The 20,526-nt window shown below is 70.8% G+C and carries 19 protein-coding genes; 14 read left to right on the forward strand and 5 right to left on the reverse strand.

Annotated features, from left to right (window positions below; translation table 11 throughout):
• The first annotated feature begins 5 nt into the window (after positions 1-5).
• Entirely contained in the window at positions 6-1,100 is a 1,095-nt protein-coding gene (gene nicT, locus G6N64_RS17150; RefSeq protein WP_163798123.1) for a Nickel transporter NicT, read from the forward strand.
• A gap of 10 nt (positions 1,101-1,110) precedes the next feature.
• Here the strand turns inward: nicT and mtr are convergent, their stop codons facing one another.
• Complete coding sequence (gene mtr / locus G6N64_RS17155) at positions 1,111-2,505, reverse strand: mycothione reductase (protein ID WP_163798124.1); 1,395 nt, start codon at positions 2,503-2,505, stop codon at positions 1,111-1,113.
• Between the two features lie 5 nt (positions 2,506-2,510).
• A complete protein-coding gene (locus G6N64_RS17160) occupies positions 2,511-3,569 on the reverse strand; it encodes an alpha/beta hydrolase (RefSeq protein ID WP_163798125.1) in 1,059 nt (352 codons plus the stop codon).
• A 422-nt stretch (positions 3,570-3,991) separates the two neighbouring features.
• Between G6N64_RS17160 and mqo the strand changes: the two genes are divergently transcribed.
• From mqo to G6N64_RS17190, 6 genes are all read left to right on the forward strand, one after another.
• Entirely contained in the window at positions 3,992-5,509 is a 1,518-nt protein-coding gene (gene mqo / locus G6N64_RS17165) for a malate dehydrogenase (quinone) (protein ID WP_163798126.1), read from the forward strand.
• A 2-nt stretch (positions 5,510-5,511) separates the two neighbouring features.
• Positions 5,512-5,973 carry a GNAT family N-acetyltransferase gene (locus tag G6N64_RS17170; RefSeq protein ID WP_163798127.1) on the forward strand — a complete coding sequence of 154 codons (462 nt, stop codon included), beginning with the start codon at positions 5,512-5,514 and terminating at the stop codon, positions 5,971-5,973.
• The gene (locus tag G6N64_RS17175; protein ID WP_163798128.1) at positions 5,966-7,855 is read left to right on the forward strand and encodes a magnesium chelatase subunit D family protein; all 1,890 of its coding nucleotides are present in this window, start codon (positions 5,966-5,968) and stop codon (positions 7,853-7,855) included. Before G6N64_RS17170 ends, G6N64_RS17175 begins: the two co-directional genes overlap by 8 nt.
• A 25-nt stretch (positions 7,856-7,880) precedes the next feature.
• Positions 7,881-8,495: a cob(I)yrinic acid a,c-diamide adenosyltransferase gene (gene cobO / locus G6N64_RS17180; RefSeq protein WP_163798129.1), complete on the forward strand. Its 615-nt coding sequence runs from the start codon at positions 7,881-7,883 to the stop codon at positions 8,493-8,495.
• Between the two features lie 70 nt (positions 8,496-8,565).
• On the forward strand, positions 8,566-9,762 hold the full coding sequence (gene cobA / locus G6N64_RS17185; protein WP_163798130.1) for a uroporphyrinogen-III C-methyltransferase: 1,197 nt from the start codon (positions 8,566-8,568) through the stop codon (positions 9,760-9,762).
• Between the two features lie 33 nt (positions 9,763-9,795).
• The gene (locus G6N64_RS17190; RefSeq protein WP_163798131.1) at positions 9,796-11,376 is read left to right on the forward strand and encodes an MFS transporter; all 1,581 of its coding nucleotides are present in this window, start codon (positions 9,796-9,798) and stop codon (positions 11,374-11,376) included.
• Here G6N64_RS17190 and G6N64_RS17195 read toward each other — a convergent pair.
• Positions 11,345-12,310: a LysR family transcriptional regulator gene (locus tag G6N64_RS17195; RefSeq protein WP_246230688.1), complete on the reverse strand. Its 966-nt coding sequence runs from the start codon at positions 12,308-12,310 to the stop codon at positions 11,345-11,347. The genes G6N64_RS17190 and G6N64_RS17195 overlap by 32 nt on opposite strands.
• Before the next feature lie 104 nt (positions 12,311-12,414).
• Between G6N64_RS17195 and G6N64_RS17200 the strand changes: the two genes are divergently transcribed.
• The 4 genes from G6N64_RS17200 to G6N64_RS17215 are packed head-to-tail and all read left to right on the forward strand — an operon-like array spanning position 12,415 to position 17,271.
• On the forward strand, positions 12,415-13,257 hold the full coding sequence (locus G6N64_RS17200) for an SDR family oxidoreductase (protein ID WP_163798132.1): 843 nt from the start codon (positions 12,415-12,417) through the stop codon (positions 13,255-13,257).
• 55 nt (positions 13,258-13,312) lie between these two features.
• The gene (locus G6N64_RS17205; RefSeq protein WP_163798133.1) at positions 13,313-14,794 is read left to right on the forward strand and encodes an MFS transporter; all 1,482 of its coding nucleotides are present in this window, start codon (positions 13,313-13,315) and stop codon (positions 14,792-14,794) included.
• Positions 14,791-15,483 carry a VOC family protein gene (locus tag G6N64_RS17210; RefSeq protein WP_163798134.1) on the forward strand — a complete coding sequence of 231 codons (693 nt, stop codon included), beginning with the start codon at positions 14,791-14,793 and terminating at the stop codon, positions 15,481-15,483. The genes G6N64_RS17205 and G6N64_RS17210 overlap by 4 nt, the downstream gene beginning before the upstream one ends.
• 27 nt (positions 15,484-15,510) lie before the next feature.
• The gene (locus tag G6N64_RS17215; RefSeq protein WP_163798135.1) at positions 15,511-17,271 is read left to right on the forward strand and encodes a proline--tRNA ligase; all 1,761 of its coding nucleotides are present in this window, start codon (positions 15,511-15,513) and stop codon (positions 17,269-17,271) included.
• Between the two features lie 2 nt (positions 17,272-17,273).
• On the opposite strand, the gene G6N64_RS17220 is transcribed toward G6N64_RS17215, so the two are convergent.
• Complete coding sequence (locus G6N64_RS17220; protein ID WP_163798136.1) at positions 17,274-17,822, reverse strand: ferritin-like domain-containing protein; 549 nt, start codon at positions 17,820-17,822, stop codon at positions 17,274-17,276.
• Positions 17,819-18,322: a hypothetical protein gene (locus G6N64_RS17225; protein ID WP_163798137.1), complete on the reverse strand. Its 504-nt coding sequence runs from the start codon at positions 18,320-18,322 to the stop codon at positions 17,819-17,821. Before G6N64_RS17225 ends, G6N64_RS17220 begins: the two co-directional genes overlap by 4 nt.
• Before the next feature lie 160 nt (positions 18,323-18,482).
• On the opposite strand from G6N64_RS17225, the gene rimP reads away from it, so the two are divergent.
• Genes rimP through G6N64_RS17240 form a run of 3 tightly spaced genes read left to right on the forward strand, consistent with a single transcriptional unit; the run spans position 18,483 to position 20,488 of the window.
• Positions 18,483-19,052, forward strand: coding sequence for a ribosome maturation factor RimP (rimP, locus tag G6N64_RS17230; RefSeq protein WP_163798138.1), 570 nt, complete (start codon positions 18,483-18,485; stop codon positions 19,050-19,052).
• Positions 19,049-20,092, forward strand: a complete 1,044-nt coding sequence (gene nusA / locus G6N64_RS17235; RefSeq protein WP_163798139.1) for a transcription termination factor NusA — start codon at positions 19,049-19,051, stop codon at positions 20,090-20,092. Before rimP ends, nusA begins: the two co-directional genes overlap by 4 nt.
• 45 nt (positions 20,093-20,137) lie before the next feature.
• Complete coding sequence (locus tag G6N64_RS17240) at positions 20,138-20,488, forward strand: YlxR family protein (RefSeq protein WP_197748278.1); 351 nt, start codon at positions 20,138-20,140, stop codon at positions 20,486-20,488.
• Positions 20,489-20,526: the final 38 nt, after the last annotated feature.

Below are 20,526 nucleotides of genomic sequence, written 5' to 3' on the forward strand. Positions count from 1 at the left end.
CACCGATGAGCGTCGAGTCCAGCACGGCGGCGTCGCCGACTGCCCGCTTCGACCGCGCCGACCTCCGGTCGATCGCCATGATGTCGGCCGTCGTGGTCGCGCTGCACGCGTTCGGCTGGGGTGTGCTGGTCTTCGGCGTCGCCCCGCAGCACATCACCCTCGGATCGGCTGGCGTCTTCGGCGTCGGACTCGGCGTCACGGCGTACCTGCTGGGGGTCCGGCACGCGTTCGACGCCGACCACATCGCCGTCATCGACAACACCACCCGCAAGCTCGTCGGGGAGGGCAGGCGCTCGGCGTCGGCGGGCTTCTGGTTCTCCCTGGGCCACTCCAGCGTCGTGTTCGCCTTGGCGCTGCTGCTGGCGCTCGGCGTCCGCGCGCTCGCCGGTCCGGTCTCCGACGAGGACTCCCCGATGTTGCAGACCCTCGGGCTGATCGGCTCGGTCGTCGCGGGCACGTTCCTCATCCTCATCGGCCTGACCAACCTGTTCGCCGTCGTCGGCATCGCGAAGGTGGTGGCGCGCATGCGTTCCGGTGACCTCGACGAGGACGAACTCGAGCGTCATCTGCACAACCGCGGCTTCCTCGCCCGCCTGCTCGGACGCGTGATGCGACGGGTGAGCAAGCCGTGGCACCTCTACCCGGTCGGGCTGCTGATGGGCCTGGGCTTCGACACCGCGACACAGGTCGCGCTGCTGGTCCTGGCCGCGGGCACCGCCGCGTTCACGCTGCCGTGGTACGCGATCCTGGTGCTGCCGGTCCTCTTCGCGGCGGGCATGAGCCTGTTCGACGCGCTCGACGGCGTCTTCATGTCCCGCGCCTACGGCTGGGCGTTCCTTCGACCCATCCGCAAGGTGTACTACAACCTCACCGTCACGGTGCTGTCGGTGTTCGTCGCACTCGTCATCGGCGTCATCGTGCTCGCCGGACTGCTCGCCGACCGTCTCGACGTCCAGACCGGCCCGCTCGCGGCCATCGGCTCGGCCGACCTGGAGGCCGTCGGGTTCATGATCGTCGGACTGTTCGTCGGCACCTGGCTGGTCGCGGTGGCCGTCTGGCGGTTCGGCCGCATCGAGCAGCGGTGGACCGGCACGCCGTAGGGTCCCCGCGTCAGACGATGCCCAGCAGGGCGTTCTCCACGATCTCCGAGAGCGCCGGGTGAATCCAGTACTGCCCCTTGGCTATCTCGGCCGCCGTCTGACCCAGGCTCATGCCCTGGATGAGCGGCTGGATGAGGGTGGACGCCTGGTACCCGAGCAGGTGCGCGCCGAGGAGTGTGCCGGTGGCACGGTCACCGATCACCTTGGCGATGCCGGTCTGGTCCTCCATCGCCCAGCCGTAGGCGGTGTCGCCGTAGCGCTGCACCTTGACCACGACGTCGTAGCCCTGGTCGCGGGCCTCGGCCTCGGTCAGCCCCACCATGGCGATCTGCGGGTCGGTGAACACCGCCGACGGCACGTACCGGTGGTCACTGCGCACCATGTCGGCGGTGTCGTCCCAGTCCCGCAGCAGGTTGTGCCGCACCACCCGCATCTCGTGGTTCGCGACGTGCTTGAGCTGCCAGGCCGACGACACGTCGCCGAGCGCATACACGCCGCGGGCCGTGGTGCGCTGGTACTCGTCGACCACCACCATTCCGCCGTCGGTGACCTCGATGCCGGCCAGGTGAGCATCGAGCTTGTCGCCGTTGGGGATTCGACCGGTGGCGACCAGCAGGACGTCGGCACTCAGTTCCTTGCCGTCGTCCAGTTCGAGGACGATCCGGTCGCCGTCGTGATGGGAGCCGACCACGTTCTCGTGGGTCCGCACGTCCCACTTCTGGGTGGCCAGATCGGTGTAGGTGTGGCAGATCGCCTCGTCGCAGTGGGTCAGCAGCCCGTCGCCACGTACCACGATCGTGATCCGCACGCCGAGTGCGGAGAACACGTGGGCGAACTCCGCGGCGACGAATCCGCCGCCGACGATCACCATGTGCTCGGGCAGTTCGGGCATCCGCATGACGGTGTCACTGGTCTCGTAGTGCACCCCGCACTCGAGGATGGCCGGCGGCACGTTGATGCGCGAGCCCGCGGCGAGCACCACCTGGTCGGAGGTGAACTCGTCGCCGTCGGCGGTGCGCAGCAGGTAGCGGCCGTCGTCCTGGGTCTGTCCGAATCTGGTGTGACTGCGGTAGACGTCGATGTTGGGCAGGCTGCTCTTGTAGGCCTCGCCGCTCGGGCCGATCGGGTCGATGCGCCCGAACACGCGGTCGACGATGTCGCGCCACCGGACGCCGTCGACGTGCGCGTCCACCCCGTATCGCGAACCGTGCCTGATGGTTTGGGCGACCTCGGCGGCGTAGACGAACATCTTGGTGGGGATGCAGCCGACGTTCAGGCAGGTTCCGCCGAAGATGCCCTCCTCGGCGATGGCGATCCGCATGTCGCCGTAACGCGGATCGAACGCGGTGTCGGGGATGCTGTTCCCGGATCCGGTGCCGATGATGGTCAGGTCGTAATGCTCCACGCGTGTCAGCCTCGTTCGGATCGGGTGGTGGTGGGCTCGGGGTCGGCCGTGGGGTCGGACGTGGCATCGGAGGTGGCCGACGGGACGAACCGGTCGAGCCAGCGGTCGAGTTCGCGGTAGGCGTCCCGGCGGGGTTCGGCCAGGGACAGGAAGACGTCGTGCTTGGCGTCGACGATCGGCGCGACGGTGGTGTGGTTGCCGACGCATCCCGCCCACCTCGCGATCTGCGCGACGTCGAGGACCGCGTCGCCGCGCTGGATCGCCTCGGGATCCGGGGCCTCGCGCACGCTGCGGTCGGATCGCAGGACCAGGTTCGGTACGCCGACGTCGAGGCCGCGATGCAGACGCGCGTGGCCGCGCCGGATCGCGTTGATCCAGCCGAAGGTGATGGGGAACCCGCCGAGGGGCTTCCAGTCGAGGTTGTAGTCGAATTCGCCGGCGTAGTCGCGGTGCAGGGTGGTGCCGTAGCCGCCGGGGGTGGGCTTGCGGACGACGGTCGTCTTGCGCCACCTGCCCAGCGCCATCAGCGCGGCCGAGGTCGGCGCCGTCCGCAGGATCGCCGGTCCGTGCAGGTCGAAGAACGGGCTGTTGAGCACGAGCCCACCGACGTTCGCGGCCGCCGTGTCGTCCTGGCTGCGCAACCGGTCGAGGAACAGCGTCGCGATCAGGCCGCCCGCCGAGTGGCCGTAGACGATCACCTGGGCACCGCCGGTGTCCGCGGCCACGACGTCGAGGGCGAGGCGGAGTTCGGCGTCGTAGCTCTCGAGATCGGTGGTGAAGTGCGGCGTCTGGTCCGCTCGTCGGGAGCGTCCGCACTTGTGCAGGTCCAGGGCGTAGAAGGCGAAGCCTCGCGCGGCGAAGCGGTCGGCCAGCTCGGTGTGGAAGAAGTAGTCGGTGTAACCGTGCAGCGCGACGATGGCCAGATCGGCGGGCCCGCCGGCGCCGCGACGCACCAGGGTCGCGACCAGATCACCCTCGCCGTCGGGGTCGGGCCCCAGCGGGAGGGTCTGCTGCCAGTAGTCGGGCAGGACGTCGGGCTCCCAGGTAGACGGTGACCCACTCACGGCGTCAACTCTAGGCCGGACCCGGTCGCGCCAGCGGCGAGGACCGCGGCGGTGCGGTGTTCTTCGTCACCAGGAACGAACGCGCCGTCCCCACCACGCCACTGCGCGGCGAGCGCGGGTCCGGGGGCCGGTCGCCCGCCCCGCCGGCCACCGGCGGTCCGGCGCCCGCGGCGCCAGACCGCTGACCTGCCCCAATTCGGACTCGCCGCCGGCAGCCCGGGGTCGGGCAGGCCGGGATCCGGCGTGGCTCGACGCCGTCGGGCGAGGCGACCGGTTCGCGCGTACGGACGGTGACCGGTCCCGCCGGCCGGCGTCCCCGGCGAACGGCACGTGCGCCGTCGCCGCGAGTCCGGGTACCCGATAACCTGGGGAGTGGTTAGCCGTGTGAGTCGGGTGCGCGAGTGCGAAGGACCAAAGTTCAGGTGACTGAGTCGAAGACAGTGAAGACCGACGTCGTCCTGGTGGGCGCGGGGATCATGAGCGCGACGCTGGGTGCCCTGCTGCACCTGATGGAGCCCGACTGGAACATCACGCTCATCGAGCGCCTCGACGGCGCGGCCGCCGAGAGCAGCGACCCGTGGAACAACGCTGGCACCGGGCACTCCGCACTGTGCGAGCTGAACTACACCCCGCAGCGCAGCGACGGCACGGTGGAGATCAGCAAGGCCGTCCACGTCAACGAGCAGTTCCAGGTGTCCCGCCAGTTCTGGTCCTACGCCGTGTCGAACGGCGTGCTGCCGGACGTGCGCAGCTTCCTCAACCCCATCCCGCACGTGAGCTTCGTGCACGGTGAGGGCAGCACCCGCTACCTGAAGGCGCGCTACGACGCGCTCGTCACCAACCCGCTCTTCGCGTCCATGGAGTACATCGACGACGAGGACGAGTTCGTCCGCAGGCTGCCGCTGATGGCGGCCGGCCGCAACTTCGCCGAACCCGTCGCCTTGAACTGGACCCAGGACGGCACCGACGTCGACTTCGGATCACTGTCGCGCCAGTTGATCGGCTACACCGCCCAGCGCGGCATGGAGACCCTGTTCGGGCACGAGGTCCGCGACCTGAAGAAGGAGTCCGACGGGACCTGGACCCTCAAGGTCACCAACCGTCGGACGGGGCTCAAGCGCAAGATCAACGCCAAATTCGTGTTCGTCGGAGCGGGCGGCGGCGCGCTGCCGCTGCTGCAGAAGTCGGGCATCAAGGAGGCCAAGGGGTTCGGCGGCTTCCCGGTCGGAGGGCAGTGGCTGCGCACCGGCAACCCGCTGCTGGCGGCCGACCACCAGGCGAAGGTCTACGGCGCGCCCCCGCTGGGCGCCCCGCCGATGTCGGTGCCGCACTTGGACACCCGCGTCATCAACGGCCGCTCCTACCTGCTGTTCGGCCCGTTCGCCGGCTGGTCGCCGAAGTTCCTCAAGCAGGGCAAGGTCACCGACCTCCCGTTCTCGGTCAAGCCCAACAACCTGGCCTCGATGCTCGGCGTCGGACTCACCGAGATGAGCCTGGTGAAGTACCTCGTCGGCCAGTTGCGACTCAGTGAGGCCGACCGCGTGGAGGCGTTGCGTGAATTCGCACCCAGCGCACGGGATTCCGATTGGGAACTCGACATCGCCGGCCAGCGCGTGCAGGTCATCCGGAAGAAGGGCGCCGGTGGCGTCCTGGAGTTCGGCACCACCGTGCTCGCCGCCGAGGACGGTTCGATCGCGGGCCTGCTCGGTGCGTCCCCCGGCGCATCGACCGCCGTGCCCGCCATGTTGGACGTCATGGAGCGGTGCTTCGCCGACCGGTACGCCTCGTGGCAGCCGAAGCTCAAGGAGATGGTGCCCTCGCTGGGCGTCGAACTGTCCAAGGAGCCGAAGCTGTTCGAGGAGGTCTGGGCGCACGGCACCGAGGTGCTCAAGCTCGACGAGCCCAAGGCGCAGCTCGCTGCGGCGGACGCCGTCACCTGACCGTGACGATCGCCTCACGACGCAGCTGGGCCAAGGATCTCGACGCGACGACGCTCTACGAACTGCTCAAACTCCGGGTCGAGGTGTTCGTCGTCGAACAGGCGACGCCGTACCCGGAACTCGACGGACGCGACCTGCTCGCCGAGACGCGGCACTTCTGGCTCGAGGACGCCGACGGCGTCGTCGTGTCGACGCTGCGGCTGATGGAGGAGCACCCCGGTGGGGAGAAGGTGTTCCGCATCGGCCGGGTGTGCACCAAGCGGACCGAACGCGGCCACGGCCACACCAGCCGGCTGATGCAGGCGGCACTCGCCGAGGTCGGCGACTACCCGTGCCGCATCGACGCGCAGACCTACCTCGAGGACATGTACGTCAAGCACGGCTTCGTCCGCAGCGGCGACGAGTTCCTCGACGACGGCATACCGCACGTCCCGATGCTCCGGAGCGGGTCGACCGGTGCCTGACGCCGGCTACCCGTTCAGCGCACTCGTCGGGCAGGACCGGCTCAAGCTCGCGCTGGTGCTGTGCGCGGTGCGCCCCGAGATCGGCGGCGTGCTGATCCGTGGGGAGAAGGGCACGGCCAAGTCGACGGCCGTCCGCGCCCTGACCGCCGTGCTGACGGCCATCGACGAGGACGCCCGACTTGTCGAGCTGCCGATCGGCGCCACCGAGGACCGCGTCGTCGGATCGCTGGACCTGCAGCGCGTCCTGCGCGACGGCGAACACGCCTTCTCGCCCGGCCTGCTGGCCCGCGCGCACGGCGGCGTCCTGTACGTCGACGAGGTCAACCTGCTGCACGACCACCTCGTCGACGTCCTGCTGGACGCCGCCGCGATGGGCCGCGTGCACGTCGAGCGCGACGGCGTCTCGCACAGTCACGACGCCCGCTTCATCCTCATCGGCACGATGAACCCCGAGGAGGGCGAGCTGCGTCCGCAGCTGCTGGACCGGTTCGGCCTCACCGTCGACGTCCGTGCCTCCCGCGAGGTCGACGTGCGGGTGGAGGTGATCCGGCGACGGTTGGCCTTCGAGGCCGACCCGAGCGGCTTCGCCGACCGCTACGTCGCCGACGACGACGACCTCGCGCGACGCATCGCCGCGGCGCGTGCCGCGGTCGCGGACGTCGTGCTGCCCGACGGCGAACTGCGCCGCATCGCAGCGCTGTGCGCGGCGTTCGACGTCGACGGGATGCGGGCCGACCTCGTCGTCGCGCGCACGGCCGTGGCGCATGCGGCGTGGCGCGGCGCGGGCACCGTGGCCGAGGAGGACATCCGCATCGCCGCGGAACTGGCACTGCCGCACCGTCGTCGGCGCGACCCGTTCGACGATCCGGGCCTGGACCCCGACCGCCTCGACGAGGCGCTGTCGGACGCGGCGGAGGCCGCCGGCGACGCAGGCCCGGATCCCGACGCCGAGACCGACGCCGGCTCCGAGACCGACGCCGAGCCCGAGCCCGATCCGCCCGGCGGCGGCGGTGGCGCCGCCGAACCGTCCAACGGCGATTCGGCGCAACAGAAGTCGGCCGCTCCGCCGGGAACCCGTCAGAACGCACCGCCGTCGGCGACGTTCCGGGCCAAGGCGCTGGTGGTACCGGGTGTCGGCGAGGGTGCGCCCGGCCGACGGTCCCGGGCACGCAACCGGACGGGCACCACCGTGGCCGCAACGGACGACCCGCAGACCGGGCACGGCGTCCACCTCTTCGGCACCCTGCTCGCGGCCGCCGGTCACCAGAGCGGGCGCGGCCGGCTCTCGGTGGTCGCCGATGACGTCCGGCGCTCGGTGCGGGAGGGCCGGGAGGGCAACCTCGTCGTGTTCCTCGTCGACGCCTCCGGATCGATGGCCGCCCGCGACAGGATGGCCGCAGTGGGCGGTGCGACGCTGTCGCTGCTCCGCGACGCCTATCAGCGACGGGACAAGGTGGCCGTCATCACCTTCCGCGGCGACAGGGCCGACGTCGTGCTCCCGCCGACCACGTCGGTGCACATCGCGAGCCGTCGTCTCGCGTCGTTTGACACCGGTGGCAAGACGCCGCTGGCGATGGGCCTGCTCAAGGCGCGCGACGTGGTGCTGCGGGAGCGGGCCCGGGACCGCGCCCGTCGCAGCCTCGTCGTCGTCCTCACCGACGGCCGTGCCACGGGCGGGCCGGATCCGTTGGGCCGCACCAGGACCGCCGCCGGCCTGCTCTCCGCGGAGAACGTCGCCGCGGTCGTGGTGGACTGCGAGACCTCCTACGTCCGGCTGAACCTGGCCGAGGACCTGGCCCGCCAGCTCGGGGCGCCCGCGGTCCGGCTCGCGGAGTTGCGTGCGGACGGACTGGCCCGACTGGTCAAGCACGAAGCAGCGTAGGACGAGACGGCTCAGGAGGAACCGCATGCCCCAGGGACGACCGGTCGCCGTACCCGCCGACGGACTGACCACCAGGGCGCGCCGCAACGCGCCGCTGCTGGCGGTGCACACCGGGCCCGGCAAGGGAAAGTCGACCGCGGCGTTCGGGATGGCGTTGCGCGCCTGGAATCAACGCTTCGACGTCGGGGTGTTCCAGTTCGTCAAGAGCGCCAAGTGGAAGGTGGGCGAGGAGTCGGCCTTCCGCGAACTGGGCAGACTGCACGACGAGCACGGCGTCGGCGGCGCGGTCGAGTGGCACAAGATGGGGTCGGGCTGGTCCTGGTCGCGCAAGCAGGGTGACGAGGTCGACCACGCCGCGGCGGCCGCGGACGGCTGGGCCGAGATCGCCCGGCGCCTGACCGACGAGCGGCACGACTTCTACGTGCTCGACGAGTTCACGTACCCGCTGAAGTGGGGATGGGTGGACGTGCACGAAGTCGTCGACGTCCTGGCCTCGCGGCCGGGGACCCAGCACGTCGTGATCACCGGCCGCGACGCACCCGCCGCACTGCTCGACGCCGCCGACCTGGTGACCGAGATGACCAAGGTCAAGCACCCGATGGACGCGGGCCGCAAGGGCCAGCGCGGCATCGAGTGGTGAACGCCACAATCGACGATCACGCGGGCCCGGCCGGCTTCGTGCGGACCTCGGAAACCTCTAGGCTCACCGGGTGACCGAGAACGCCTACCTCGTCGGGCTGCGACTGGCCGGTCGCAAGGTCGTCGTCATCGGTGGCGGAACCGTTGCGCAGCGCCGGCTACCCCTGCTGCTCGCCAACGGCGCCGACGTGCACGTGATCACCCGTGCCGCCACCCCGGCGGTCGAGGCCACCACCGGCATCACGCTCGAACTGCGCGACTACCGCGACGGTGACCTCGACGGCGCCTGGTACGCGATGGCCGCCACCGACGACCCGGACGTCAACGCCGCGATCGTCGCCGAGGCCGAGCGCAGGCGGGTGTTCTGCGTGCGCGCCGACATGGCGCAGGACGGCACCGCCGTCACGCCCGCCTCCTTCGAGTACGACGGCCTCTCGGTGGGCGTGCTGGCGGGTGGCGAACACCGCCGCTCGGCGGCCATCCGCTCGGCGATCAACGAGGCCCTGCAGAGCGGCGTGATCGCCGACTCCAATACCGAGTCGCTGCGAGGGGGAGTGGCCCTGGTCGGCGGCGGGCCCGGCGACCCGGAGCTGATCACCGTGCGCGGCCGCAGACTGCTCGCCCAGGCCGACGTCGTCGTGGCCGACCGCCTCGCGCCACCGGAGCTGCTCGCCGAGCTGGCCCCGGACGTCGAGGTGATCGACGCCGCCAAGATCCCCTACGGCCGCGCGATGGCGCAGGACGCCATCAACGCCGTCCTCGTCGAACGGGCCCGCGAGGGGAAGTTCGTCGTCCGCCTCAAGGGCGGCGATCCGTTCGTGTTCGCGCGCGGCTACGAAGAGGTCATCGCGTGCGCGGATGCGGGCATTCCGGTGACCGTCGTGCCCGGTGTGACCAGTGCCATAGCAGTTCCGGCTCTGGCAGGCGTCCCGGTGACGCATCGGGCGGTCAACCACGAGTTCGTGGTGGTCAGCGGCCATCTTGCGCCAGACCATGCCGAATCGTTAGTGAATTGGGATGCACTGGCCGCGCTGCAGGGCACGATCGTCCTGCTGATGGCCGTCGAGCGCATCGAATTGTTCGCCAAGGTGCTTCTCAAAGGCGGCCGACCAGCGGAAACGCCGGTGATCGTCGTCCAGCACGGCAGCACGCCCGCTCAGCGGACGCTGCGTACGACGCTCGTCGACGCCGCGGAACACGTCCGCGCGGAGGGCATCAGACCACCCGCGATCATCGTGATCGGGCCCGTGGCGGGCTTCGGCGCCTAAACGAATTCTAAGATTACTGTAAGGTAATCGAGCATGCCCGCTCTCAACGACGCGGAGCGCGCCGTTGCCGGCCGTAAGTCGCAGGACGCCGGCGACGAGGTGCTTCCCATGCCGATCACCCCGACGCAGATCACCCGAAGCAGTTGGTACCCAACGTGGTTGCCGTCACGCCGCTTCCTCGCCGCCGTCATCGCGATCGGCGGCATGCAGCTGCTCGCCACGATGGACAGCACCGTCGCGATCGTGGCGCTGCCCAAGATCCAGGACGAACTCAACCTCTCCGACGCCGGACGCAGCTGGGTCATCACGGCCTACGTGCTGACGTTCGGCGGCCTGATGCTCCTCGGTGGTCGCCTCGGTGACACCATCGGCCGCAAGCGCACCTTCATCGTCGGCGTCGCGGTGTTCACGCTCGCCTCAATCCTGTGCGGTGTCGCCTGGAACGAGAGTTCGCTCGTCGTCGCCCGTTTGCTGCAGGGCGTCGGTGCCGCCATCGCGTCGCCCACCGGCCTCGCCCTGATTGCCACGACCTTCCCCAAGGGCCCCGCACGCAACGCCGCCACCGCCGTCTTCGCGGCGATGACCGGCGTCGGATCCGTAATGGGCCTCGTCGTCGGCGGCGCGCTCACCGAGGTGTCCTGGCGCTGGGCGTTCCTGGTGAACGTGCCCATCGGCATCCTGATGATCTACCTCGCGCGCAAGACGCTGCGGGAGACCAATCGCGAGCGCATGAAGCTCGACGCGACCGGCGCGATCCTCGCGACACTCGCCTGTACCGCAGCGGTCTTCGGCTTCTCGATGGGGCCCGAGAAGGGCTGGTTGACACCGCTGACGCTCGGCTCCGGCCTCGCGGCCGTGCTGTGCTTCGGGGCGTTCGTCGTCGTCGAGCGCACCGCGGTCAACCCCGTCGTCCCGTTCAGCCTGTTTCGCGACCGCAACCGCGTCGCCACCTTCGCCGCGGTGTTCCTCGCCGGCGGCGTGATGTTCACGCTGACCGTCCTGATCGGCCTGTACGTGCAGGACATCATGGGGTACAGCGCTCTGCGCGCCGGTATCGGCTTCATCCCGTTCGTCGTCGCGCTGGGCATCGGTCTCGGACTGTCGTCGTTCCTCGCGTCGCGCTTCCCGCCGCGGATACTCGTGATCGCCGGTGGCGTCCTGGTGCTCGCCGCAATGCTCTACGGCTCCACGCTCAACGGCGACATCCCGTACTTCCCGAACCTGGTGTTGCCCATCACGATCGGCGGCTTCGGCATCGGCATGATCGTGGTGCCGCTGATGATCTCGGCCATCGCGGGCGTCGGGTTCGACGACATCGGACCCGTGTCGGCGATCGCGCTGATGCTGCAGAGCCTGGGCGGCCCGGTGGTGCTGGCGATCATCCAGGCCGTCATCACCTCGCGCACGCTGTACCTCGGCGGCACGACGGGACCGGTCAAGAACATGGACGCCGCGCAGCTGCACGCACTCGACCAGGGCTACACCTACGGCCTGTTGTGGGTGGCCGCGGTCGCGATCGTCGTCGGCGTCGTGGCGCTCTTCATCGGCTACACCGCCGAGCAGGTGGCCCACGCGCAGGAGGTCAAGGACGCGATCGACGCCGGGGAGCTGTAGCCCGCGCAGCGTCGAGGCCGTCCGCGACGGTCGCCAGTGCGTCGAGCACGGCACGCACCTCGGCGCTCGGTTCGGGACGGGTCACCGCCAGCGTGACCCGACCCAGCCACCCCGGATCGTCGACGAGGACCGTGACGACCCCAGCGGGCACGGACGCCGCGGCGAGTTCGGGAAGGACACACACGCCGAGTCCGGCCGCGACCATCCCCAGCCGGGATGGCCATCCCTTCGCGCGGTGTGCGATCACGGGTTCGCGCAGCGTCGGCCACGCCTCGAACTGCGGGTCCCCGGCAGCGCCGTCACCGACCACCCATCGTTCGGTGGCGAGTTCGCCGACGGGGACCGGTGTCGTCCGCGCGTGCTCGGCGAATCGATGGTCCGCCCACACCGCCACGCACAGGTCGGCCGTGGAGATCCGGCGGGTCGTCAGCCCGTCGAGGTCGTAGTGCGGCAGGCCCGAACCCGTCCCGATGACGGCCACGGCGAGGCGGTCTCGCCGCAGGTCGCGCAGGAGCGCCGGAGTCGACCCCTCGCTCAACGTGACGGATAGTCCCGGGTGATCCGCCCCCAGGTGGGCGATCGCCCGCGGCGCCAACACCGCTGCCGCACTGGGGAAGACGCCCATCCGCAGCGTGCCGGTCAGCTGGTCCGCGAGACCCTCGAGGTCGCGGCCCAGTGACTCCACGTCGGCCATGATGCGGGCGGCGTGGCCGACGACCGTGGTTCCCGCGGCGCTGAGGCGCACGCCCCGGGTCTCCCGGACGAACAGCGGCGCACCCGCGGCCGCCTCCATGGCGGCCACCTGCCGCGAGATCGCCGGTTGCGAGTAGCCCAGGGATCGCGCGGCCGCGGTGAACGAGCCGAGCAGGGCGATCTCGCGGCACACCCGAAGACCCGCGAGCGTCAGCTCGTCCAGGCGAGGCGCATGACCCATGCGCCGATCGTATGCCTTCGGGCCGAAACGGTCATGGCGCGAATGGATCAATCGGGGGCGGGCCGGCCGTTGCACACCCTGAACGACAATCCCGAAGGAGTCCCATGACCACCGACACGACACGGCACGACGCACCCCGCACCTGGTTCATCGCCGGCGCCTCCCGCGGCATCGGCCGGGAACTGACCGAACAACTGCTCGACGCGGGCCATCGCGTGGCCGCCACCGCCCGCGACGAGGCCGCTCTCGACGATCTGGCGGCCCGTCACGGCGAGCGCCTGTGGCGGCGGTCCCTCGACGTCACCGACACCGCCGGACTGCGCGCCACCGTGGACGAGGCCTTCGCCGAACACCAGCGCATCGACGTCGTCGTCGCGAACGCCGGCTACGGCGTGTTCGGCACCGCCGAGGACCTCTCCGACGACCACGTCGACCGGATGATTGCCACCAACCTCACCGCCTCCATTCAGTTGGCGCGCGCCGTCGTCCCGCACCTGCGCGCCCTCGGCGGTGGACACCTGATGCAGATGTCGAGCATGGGCGGCCACCTCGCATTTCCGGCGTTCTCGCTCTACCACGTGACCAAGTGGGGGATCGAGGGCTTCTACGAGGCGCTCACCCAGGAGGTCGCGCCGTTCGGCATCCGCACCACCCTCGTCGAACCCGGCGTCGTCCGCACCGGTTTCTTCGACGCGGCGACGCGGGTGCCGCTCAGCGAGCCCTACCGCGGCGGTCCCGCCGACACACCGCCGACGACGGTCGAGGAGATGGTCGACAGCCAGGAGCGGACCGCGGCCGCCATGATCCGTGCCGGTCACTCGGCGGATCCGCCGCGGCGGCTCGTCCTCGGGTCGGACGCGTGGCGCCTCGTGACCGACGCACTGCGGGGGCGACTCGCCGAACTCGAGCCGCAGCGCGACAACGCGGCGACGGCGGACATCGGCTAGCGCCCGCGCCGCACTGCGGTTCACGGCGTCCTTACTCATCGGTAGGGTGCCAGGCATGTCCGCCGAGCGCAGTACCGCGCCGCTGTCCTCGTCGGTGCTGGGCGTCGCGATCATCGCGATCACCGGCATGCAGCTGATGTCGACGCTGGACGGCACCATCGTCATCGTCGCCCTGCCCCGGATGCAGGCCGACCTCGACCTCAGCGACGCGGGCAAGAGCTGGGTCATCACCGCCTACGTCCTCGCGTTCGGCGGCCTGCTGCTGCTGGGCGGACGGATCGGCGACGCCATCGGTCACAAGCGGGCGTTCCTGTCCGGCGTCGGCGTGTTCACCCTCGCGTCGCTGGTCTGTGGTCTGGCGCAGGACGAGTACACCCTGGTCGCGGCGCGGGCGCTGCAGGGCGTGGGTGCGGCGGTGTCCGCTCCGACGGGGCTGGCGCTGATCGCCACCACCTATGCCGTGGGCGCAGCGCGCAACCAGGCGATGGCCGTCTCGGCGGGCATGCAGGCGATCGGGTCGGTGATGGGCCTGGTGCTGGGCGGGCTGTTCACCGTGATCTCGTGGCGGCTCGCGTTCCTCATCAACGTGCCCGTCGGCATCGTCATCATCGCCATCGCCGTGTTCAAGATCGCCGAGACCAATCACGAGCGGCTGAAACTCGACGTCACCGGCGCACTGCTGGCCACCCTCGGCTGCACGTCCGCGGTGCTGGTGTTCACCCAGGGCCCGCCGCGCGGCTGGGTCGACCCGTGGGTCATCGGCGCCGCCGTCGCCGCGATCGTGTTCTTCGTCTCGTTCTTCCTCGTCGAGCGCACCGCCGACAACCCGCTGGTGCCGTTCTCGGTGTTCAGCGACCGCAACCGGGTGGCGACGTTCACAGCCTGGTTCCTCGGCGGCGGCGTGCTGCTGACCGTCACCGTCATGGTGGGTCTGCTGGCGCAGGACGTGCTCGGCTATTCGGCGCTGCGGGCCGGCATCTGCTTCCTGCCGTTCGCGGTCGCCGTGGGCGTCGGCAACGTGCTCGCGACCAAGCTCGCGCCGATGTACGCACCGCGCTGGCTGATCATCGGTGGCGGCCTGTTCGTCCTCGCCGCCATGCTCTACGGCTCGACGCTGGACCGCACCATCCCGTACTTCCCGAACCTCTTCCTACCGATCGTGATCGGCGGGTTCGGCATCGGCATCATCTCGGTGGTCCTGCCACTGTGCGCGGTGGCGAAGGTGGGCCCCAGCGAGATCGGGCCCGTCTCGGCGATCACCCTGATGGTGCAGAACCTCGGCGGGCCACTCGTGCTGGTCGCCATCATGGCCGTCCAGCAGTCGCGCACGCTGTACCTCGGCGGCACCACCGGGCCGGTGAAGAACATGTCGCCCACCCAACTCGACGCCCTTGGGGAGGGCTACACGTACTCGCTGCTGTGGGTGGCGGGCGTCTCGATCCTGGTGGGCGTCGCCGCCTTCTGGATCGGGTTCTCCGCCAAGGACATCGCTCGCGCCCAGCACACCAAGGAGGCCGTGGAGGCAGGCGAGCTGTGACGTCGTCCGACGGCGCGGCGCTCACCCGCGGGCAGGTCGCCGAGGCCGTCGATCCGCTCGGCTGGCGGCTGATCCTGGGCGTGGTCACGACCCACGTTCCGGTCGGCTCGCTCGAGCACGCCGCCCGCGCCGCCACCCTCGCCGTCCGCGCCGCCGGCCCCGAGGGCGAGGGCCACCTCACCGCCGAACTGCTCGCCGATCGGCTGGTGCTGCGGTTGCACACCGTCGCCGCGGGTCGCGTCACGCCCCTCGACCTGTCGCTCGCGGGACGGATCACGGCCGCGCTGGCCGACGCGTCGCTGCACACCACCGCCGGTGACGCCGTCGCGCCGCAGACCATCGAGATCGCCATCGACGCGCTCGACGTCCCGCGTGTGCGGCTGTTCTGGCAGGCCGTCACCGGATACGTCGACGAGCCGCACCCGCCGGACCTGCCGCCCGGCGCGCTGCAGGACCCCCTGCGCCGCGGACCGACGATCTGGTTTCAGCAGATGGACGAGCCCAGACCCCAGCGCAACCGGATCCACCTCGACGTCGACGTGCCGCCGGAGCACGCCCGCGCGCGGATCGACGCCGCGCTCGCGGCAGGCGGGACGCTGCTCGACGACCGGGCCGCGCCGTCGTTCTGGGTGCTGGCCGATCCCGAGGGCAACGAGGCGTGCGTGTGCACGTGGCAGGGACGGGACTGACCGCGTACATGGCTAAGGTGGTCGCCTGTGATCACCCGCATGTCCGAGCTGTTCCTCCGCACGCTCCGCGACGACCCGGCAGACGCCGAGGTCCCCAGCCACAAACTGTTGATCCGCGCCGGTTACGTGCGTCCCGTCGGCCCCGGCCTGTACTCCTGGCTGCCACTCGGTCTGCGGGTCCTTCGCAAGATCGAACGGGTGATCCGCGAGGAGATGGCGGCGATCGGCGGCCAGGAGATCCTGCTGCCCGCACTGCTGCCACGCGCACCGTACGAGACGTCGAACCGCTGGAGCGAGTACGGCGACAACCTGTTCCGGCTCAAGGACCGCCGCGGCAACGACTACCTGCTGGGCCCCACCCACGAGGAGATCTTCGCGCTCACGGTGAAGGGGGAGTACAGCTCCTACAAGGACTTCCCGCTGCGGCTCTACCAGATCCAGACGAAGTACCGCGACGAGGCCCGGCCGCGGGCGGGCATCCTGCGCGGGCGCGAGTTCGTGATGAAGGACTCCTACTCCTTCGACGTCGACGACGCGGGACTCAAGGACGCCTACCACGCTCACCGTGAGGCGTACCAGAAGATCTTCGCCCGGCTGGGGGTGCGCTACGTCATCGTCTCGGCGGTGTCGGGGGCGATGGGCGGCAGCGCGTCCGAGGAGTTCCTTGCCGAGAGCGAGGTCGGCGAGGACACCTTCGTGCGGTGCGTCGAGTCCGGCTACGCCGCCAACGTCGAGGCCGTGATCACCCGGCCGCCGGCCGCGACGCCGATCGACGGTCTGCCCGACGCCGTGGTCCACGAGACGGGCAACACCCCGACCATCGCCACGCTGGTCGAGTGGGCCAACGGCGCCGGTCTACCCGAGTTCGAGGGACGCGACGTCACCGCCGCGGACACGCTCAAGAACGTGCTGATGAAGGTCCGCGTGCCCGGCGGCGAATGGGAACTGCTCGCCGTCGGCGTGCCCGGCGACCGCGAGGTCGACGACAAGCGCCTCGGCGCCGCGCTGGAGCCGGCCGAGTACGCGCTGCTCGACGACGCGGACTTCGCCGCCAACCCGTTCCTCCAGAAGGGCTACATCGGCCCGAAGGGGCTGCTGGCCAACGGCGTTCGCTATCTGGTCGACCCCCGAATCGTCGACGGCACGGCCTGGATCACCGGTGCCGACGAGAAGGGCAAGCACGTCGTGGGGCTGGTCGCGGGCCGCGACTTCACGCCCGACGGCACGATCGAGGCCGCCGAGGTGCGCGACGGCGACCCGTCCCCGGACGGCATGGGCCCGCTGGTGTCGGCGCGCGGCATCGAGATCGGCCACATCTTCCAGCTGGGCCGCAAGTACACCGACGCGTTCAGCGCCGACGTGCTGGGCGAGAACGGCAAGCCGGTGCGCCTGACCATGGGGTCCTACGGCGTCGGCGTCTCGCGCATGGTCGCGGTGATCGCCGAGCAGCAGCACGACGACATCGGACTCCGGTGGCCGTCGGAGGTCTCCCCGTTCGACGCCCACGTCGTCATCGCCAACAAGGACGAGGACGCCCGGACCGGCGCCACCGGCCTGGCCCGCGACCTCGACCGGCTGGGTCTCGAGATCCTGCTCGACGACCGCAAGTCCTCGCCCGGCGTCAAGTTCAAGGACGCCGAACTGCTGGGCGTGCCGTGGATCGTGGTGGTCGGCCGCGGCTGGGGCGACGGCGTGGTCGAGCTGCGCAACCGGTTCACCGGCGAGAACCGCGAGATCCCGGTCGACTCGGCGGCCACCGACATCGCCGCGGCGCTGGCAGCCGGCTAGACCTACTCGTTGCCGCCGGGGAAGGCGACGGTGATCGGCACGCCGAGTACGCGTCGCCAGGTCGCCGCGGTGACGGCGGCCTCGGTGAGTCCCGTGACGGCCAGCGTCCGGTCCTCGCCGGAGGTGGCCTGCTCCAGCACGGCCCGCCAGGCCACCGCGCTGTCCTCCTCCATGCGGACGGCGAGCGTCGCCGCCTCGGTGGGGTTCTCGACCGGCGTGGGGATCTGGTAGCCGGCCGCGGGCAGCGGCGGCGTCACGTTGCGGGCCTCGAGCAGGGCGATGCCGTCCTCGCGAAGCGCGCGGTGTGCCCGCATCGCCGAGGCGACGACGTCGTTGACGTCCGGCGTCGAATGCGCCGACACCAGCCCGTAGCCGTAGATCACGCCGTGCTCGGTGGCGACCGCGTCGTACAGCGCGCCGTCGGGCCCGTCCTCGGGACGCGCGGGATCGGGCGTGCGGCTGACCGACGTGGTCGGCGTCGAACTGCTGGAGGTCGTACGGGTGGTCGGGGGTACCGGTGTCGTCGGCGTGCCCGGCGTGGGGGAGGTCATGCGGTGACGCCCTCGAGTGCGACGGTCTGGGCGGCGGTGCACGACGCCGCGATCGAACCGAGCAGGCCCGCCGGATAGCCGGACTGTGCCGCGGCGTCCCGGGCGGCGTCGGTCGCCGACTGCGCGAGTGCGGCGACGACGGCCGAGGCGGTGGGCGGGGGAAGTGGCCCGCCGGTGGGGGTCGTGGTGGTCGTAGACGTCGAGGTGGCGGGCGGCGACCCGGTCGTCCGCGTGATCTCGTCGCTCAGGGCCTCGGCATGCGCCGTCCGTTCGGTCGCGACGGCCGACAGCGCGGCCGCGAGAGTCGGGTCGGCTGCGGATGCGGCGCCGGCCGCGAGCGAGGCGTCCGACCGGGCCCGCTCGAGCTGGGCGACCAGGGTGCTGACGTCCGGTGGCTCGCTGCGCGAACCGCAGGCCGCCGACGTGCTGCCCAGTACCGCGAGGGCCGCGGCTCCGATCAGGACGCGCCGCCTGCTGACGGACGGGAGGGCGGTCGGCACATCGACATCCTGCCATCCCGTCGTGACCGCCCCGGTGCCCGACGGTGGGTCGGTGCCCGCCGGATCGACGATCCACCCCCGCCGGCTGGCGTATCGTGGACACCCGGCCCGGGCTGCTGCCTGGGTCGTGTCCGTACAACTCAACACGAGGAGTCTCGCCGTGGCATCGGATGCCCCGCTACGGTCCGCCGGTCTGCCATCGCCGACCGAGGTGACGAGTCTGCTCGAGCCAGAGTTCGCCCGTGCGGGCTACGTCATCGAGGACGTCACCGTCGTGGCCTCGGCACGGCCGCAGCGCGTCGTCGTCGTCGCCGATCCGGACGACGAGCACGACGGACTCGACCTCGACTCGGTGGCCGAACTGGCCCGGTCGGCCTCGGCGCTGCTCGACGAACACGACTCCGCGTCCGCCGACGACACCCCCTACGATCTCGAGATCACCTCTCGTGGGGTCGACCGGCCACTGACCGCGCGGCGCCACTACCGCAGGGCCCAGGGCCGCAAGATCGAGTTCACGCTCACCGACGGCTCGCGCCTGGATGGTCGCCTCGGCGCACTGCACGGCGACGCGGTGGACGTCGTGGTCCCCGAGGGCGGTCGTGGCCGGCTCGGTGTTCGCAAGCTGCCGCTGGACCAAGTATCCAAAGCCGTCGTGCAGGTGGAGTTCTCACCGCCGAACCCGCACGAGATCGAACTGGCAGGCCAGTTCGGAGAGGAGCCGGGCCGATGAACATCGACATGGCCGCACTGCACGCCATCGAGGTCGACCGGGGGATCGCGGTCGACGAGCTGCTCGAGACCATCAAGACCGCGCTGCTCACCGCCTACCGCCACACCGAGGGGCACCAGGCCGACGCCCACATCGACATCGACCGGAAGACCGGCGTGGTGCGGGTGATGGCGCGCGAGACCGATGACGAGGGCACGTTGATCCAGGAATGGGACGACACCCCCGAGGGCTTCGGGCGCGTGGCGGCGACCACCGCGCGGCAGGTGATGCTGCAGCGGTTCCGCGACGCGGAGAACGAACGGATCTACGGCGAGTTCGCCGCCCGGGAGGGCGACATCGTCGCCGGCGTGGTGCAGCGCGACGCCCGGGAGAACGCGCGCGGCAACGTGGTGGTGCGGCTGGGCACCGAGGCGAAGGGGTCCGAGGGCACGATCCGGCCGGCCGAGCAGGCCCCCGGCGAGCGCTACGAACACGGCGACCGGGTGCGCTGCTACGTGATCGGCGTGACGCGCGGTGTCCGCGAGCCCCGCATCGAACTGTCCCGCACCCATCCGAATCTGGTGCGCAAGCTGTTCTCCCTCGAGGTCCCCGAGATCGCCGACGCGTCGGTCGAGATCGTCGCGGTGGCCCGTGAGGCGGGGCACCGGTCGAAGATCGCCGTCGCGTCCCGGATGCCGGGTCTCAACGCCAAGGGCGCGTGCATCGGGCCGATGGGCCAGCGCGTGCGCAACGTGATGAGTGAGCTGTCCGGCGAGAAGATCGACATCATCGACTACGACGAGGATCCGTCGCGCTTCGTCGCCAACGCGCTGTCGCCGGCGAAGGTGGTGTCGGTCACCGTCATCGACGAGGCGCTACGGGCCGCGCGGGTGATCGTGCCCGACTTCCAGCTGTCGCTGGCGATCGGCAAGGAGGGGCAGAACGCCCGCCTCGCCGCGCGTCTCACGGGCTGGCGCATCGACATCCGCAGCGACGCGCCGTCGGACTCGGACGGACCGTCGGCTCCCGGGGCTGCCCGCAGTGCCGCGCGGGACGGGTAGCCCCAGGCGATTCCGTGTCTGGCGCGGGTGAGGCTAGACTGAGACGTGATCCAGCGCGAGACCTCTGCCTCGACGCCGATCGGACGGCCCCAGGGCCCGATCCGGACGTGCATCGGGTGCCGGGGACGAGAGTTGGCCGTCGACTTGCTCCGTGTCACCGCCGAGTCGGACGGGAATGGCGAATACGTCCTGACCGTTGACTCAGCGGGTAATCTGCCCGGGCGGGGTGCGTGGTTGCATCCCGACCAGCAGTGTCTCGACACCGCGATCCGACGGCGAGCGTTCACCCGAGCGTTGCGCATCACCGGTCCGCCGGACACATCCGCGGTGGTCCAGCACTACGCCGTCGAGTTCGAGGGCGGCACGGAACGGTCCACCCGGCAACAGAACAGGTAGCGAAGAACATGAGCACACCGTGAAGTTCCGATGACCAT

Source organism: Mycolicibacterium sediminis (genome assembly GCF_010731735.1).
Classification (GTDB): Bacteria; Actinomycetota; Actinomycetes; order Mycobacteriales; family Mycobacteriaceae; genus Mycobacterium; species Mycobacterium sediminis.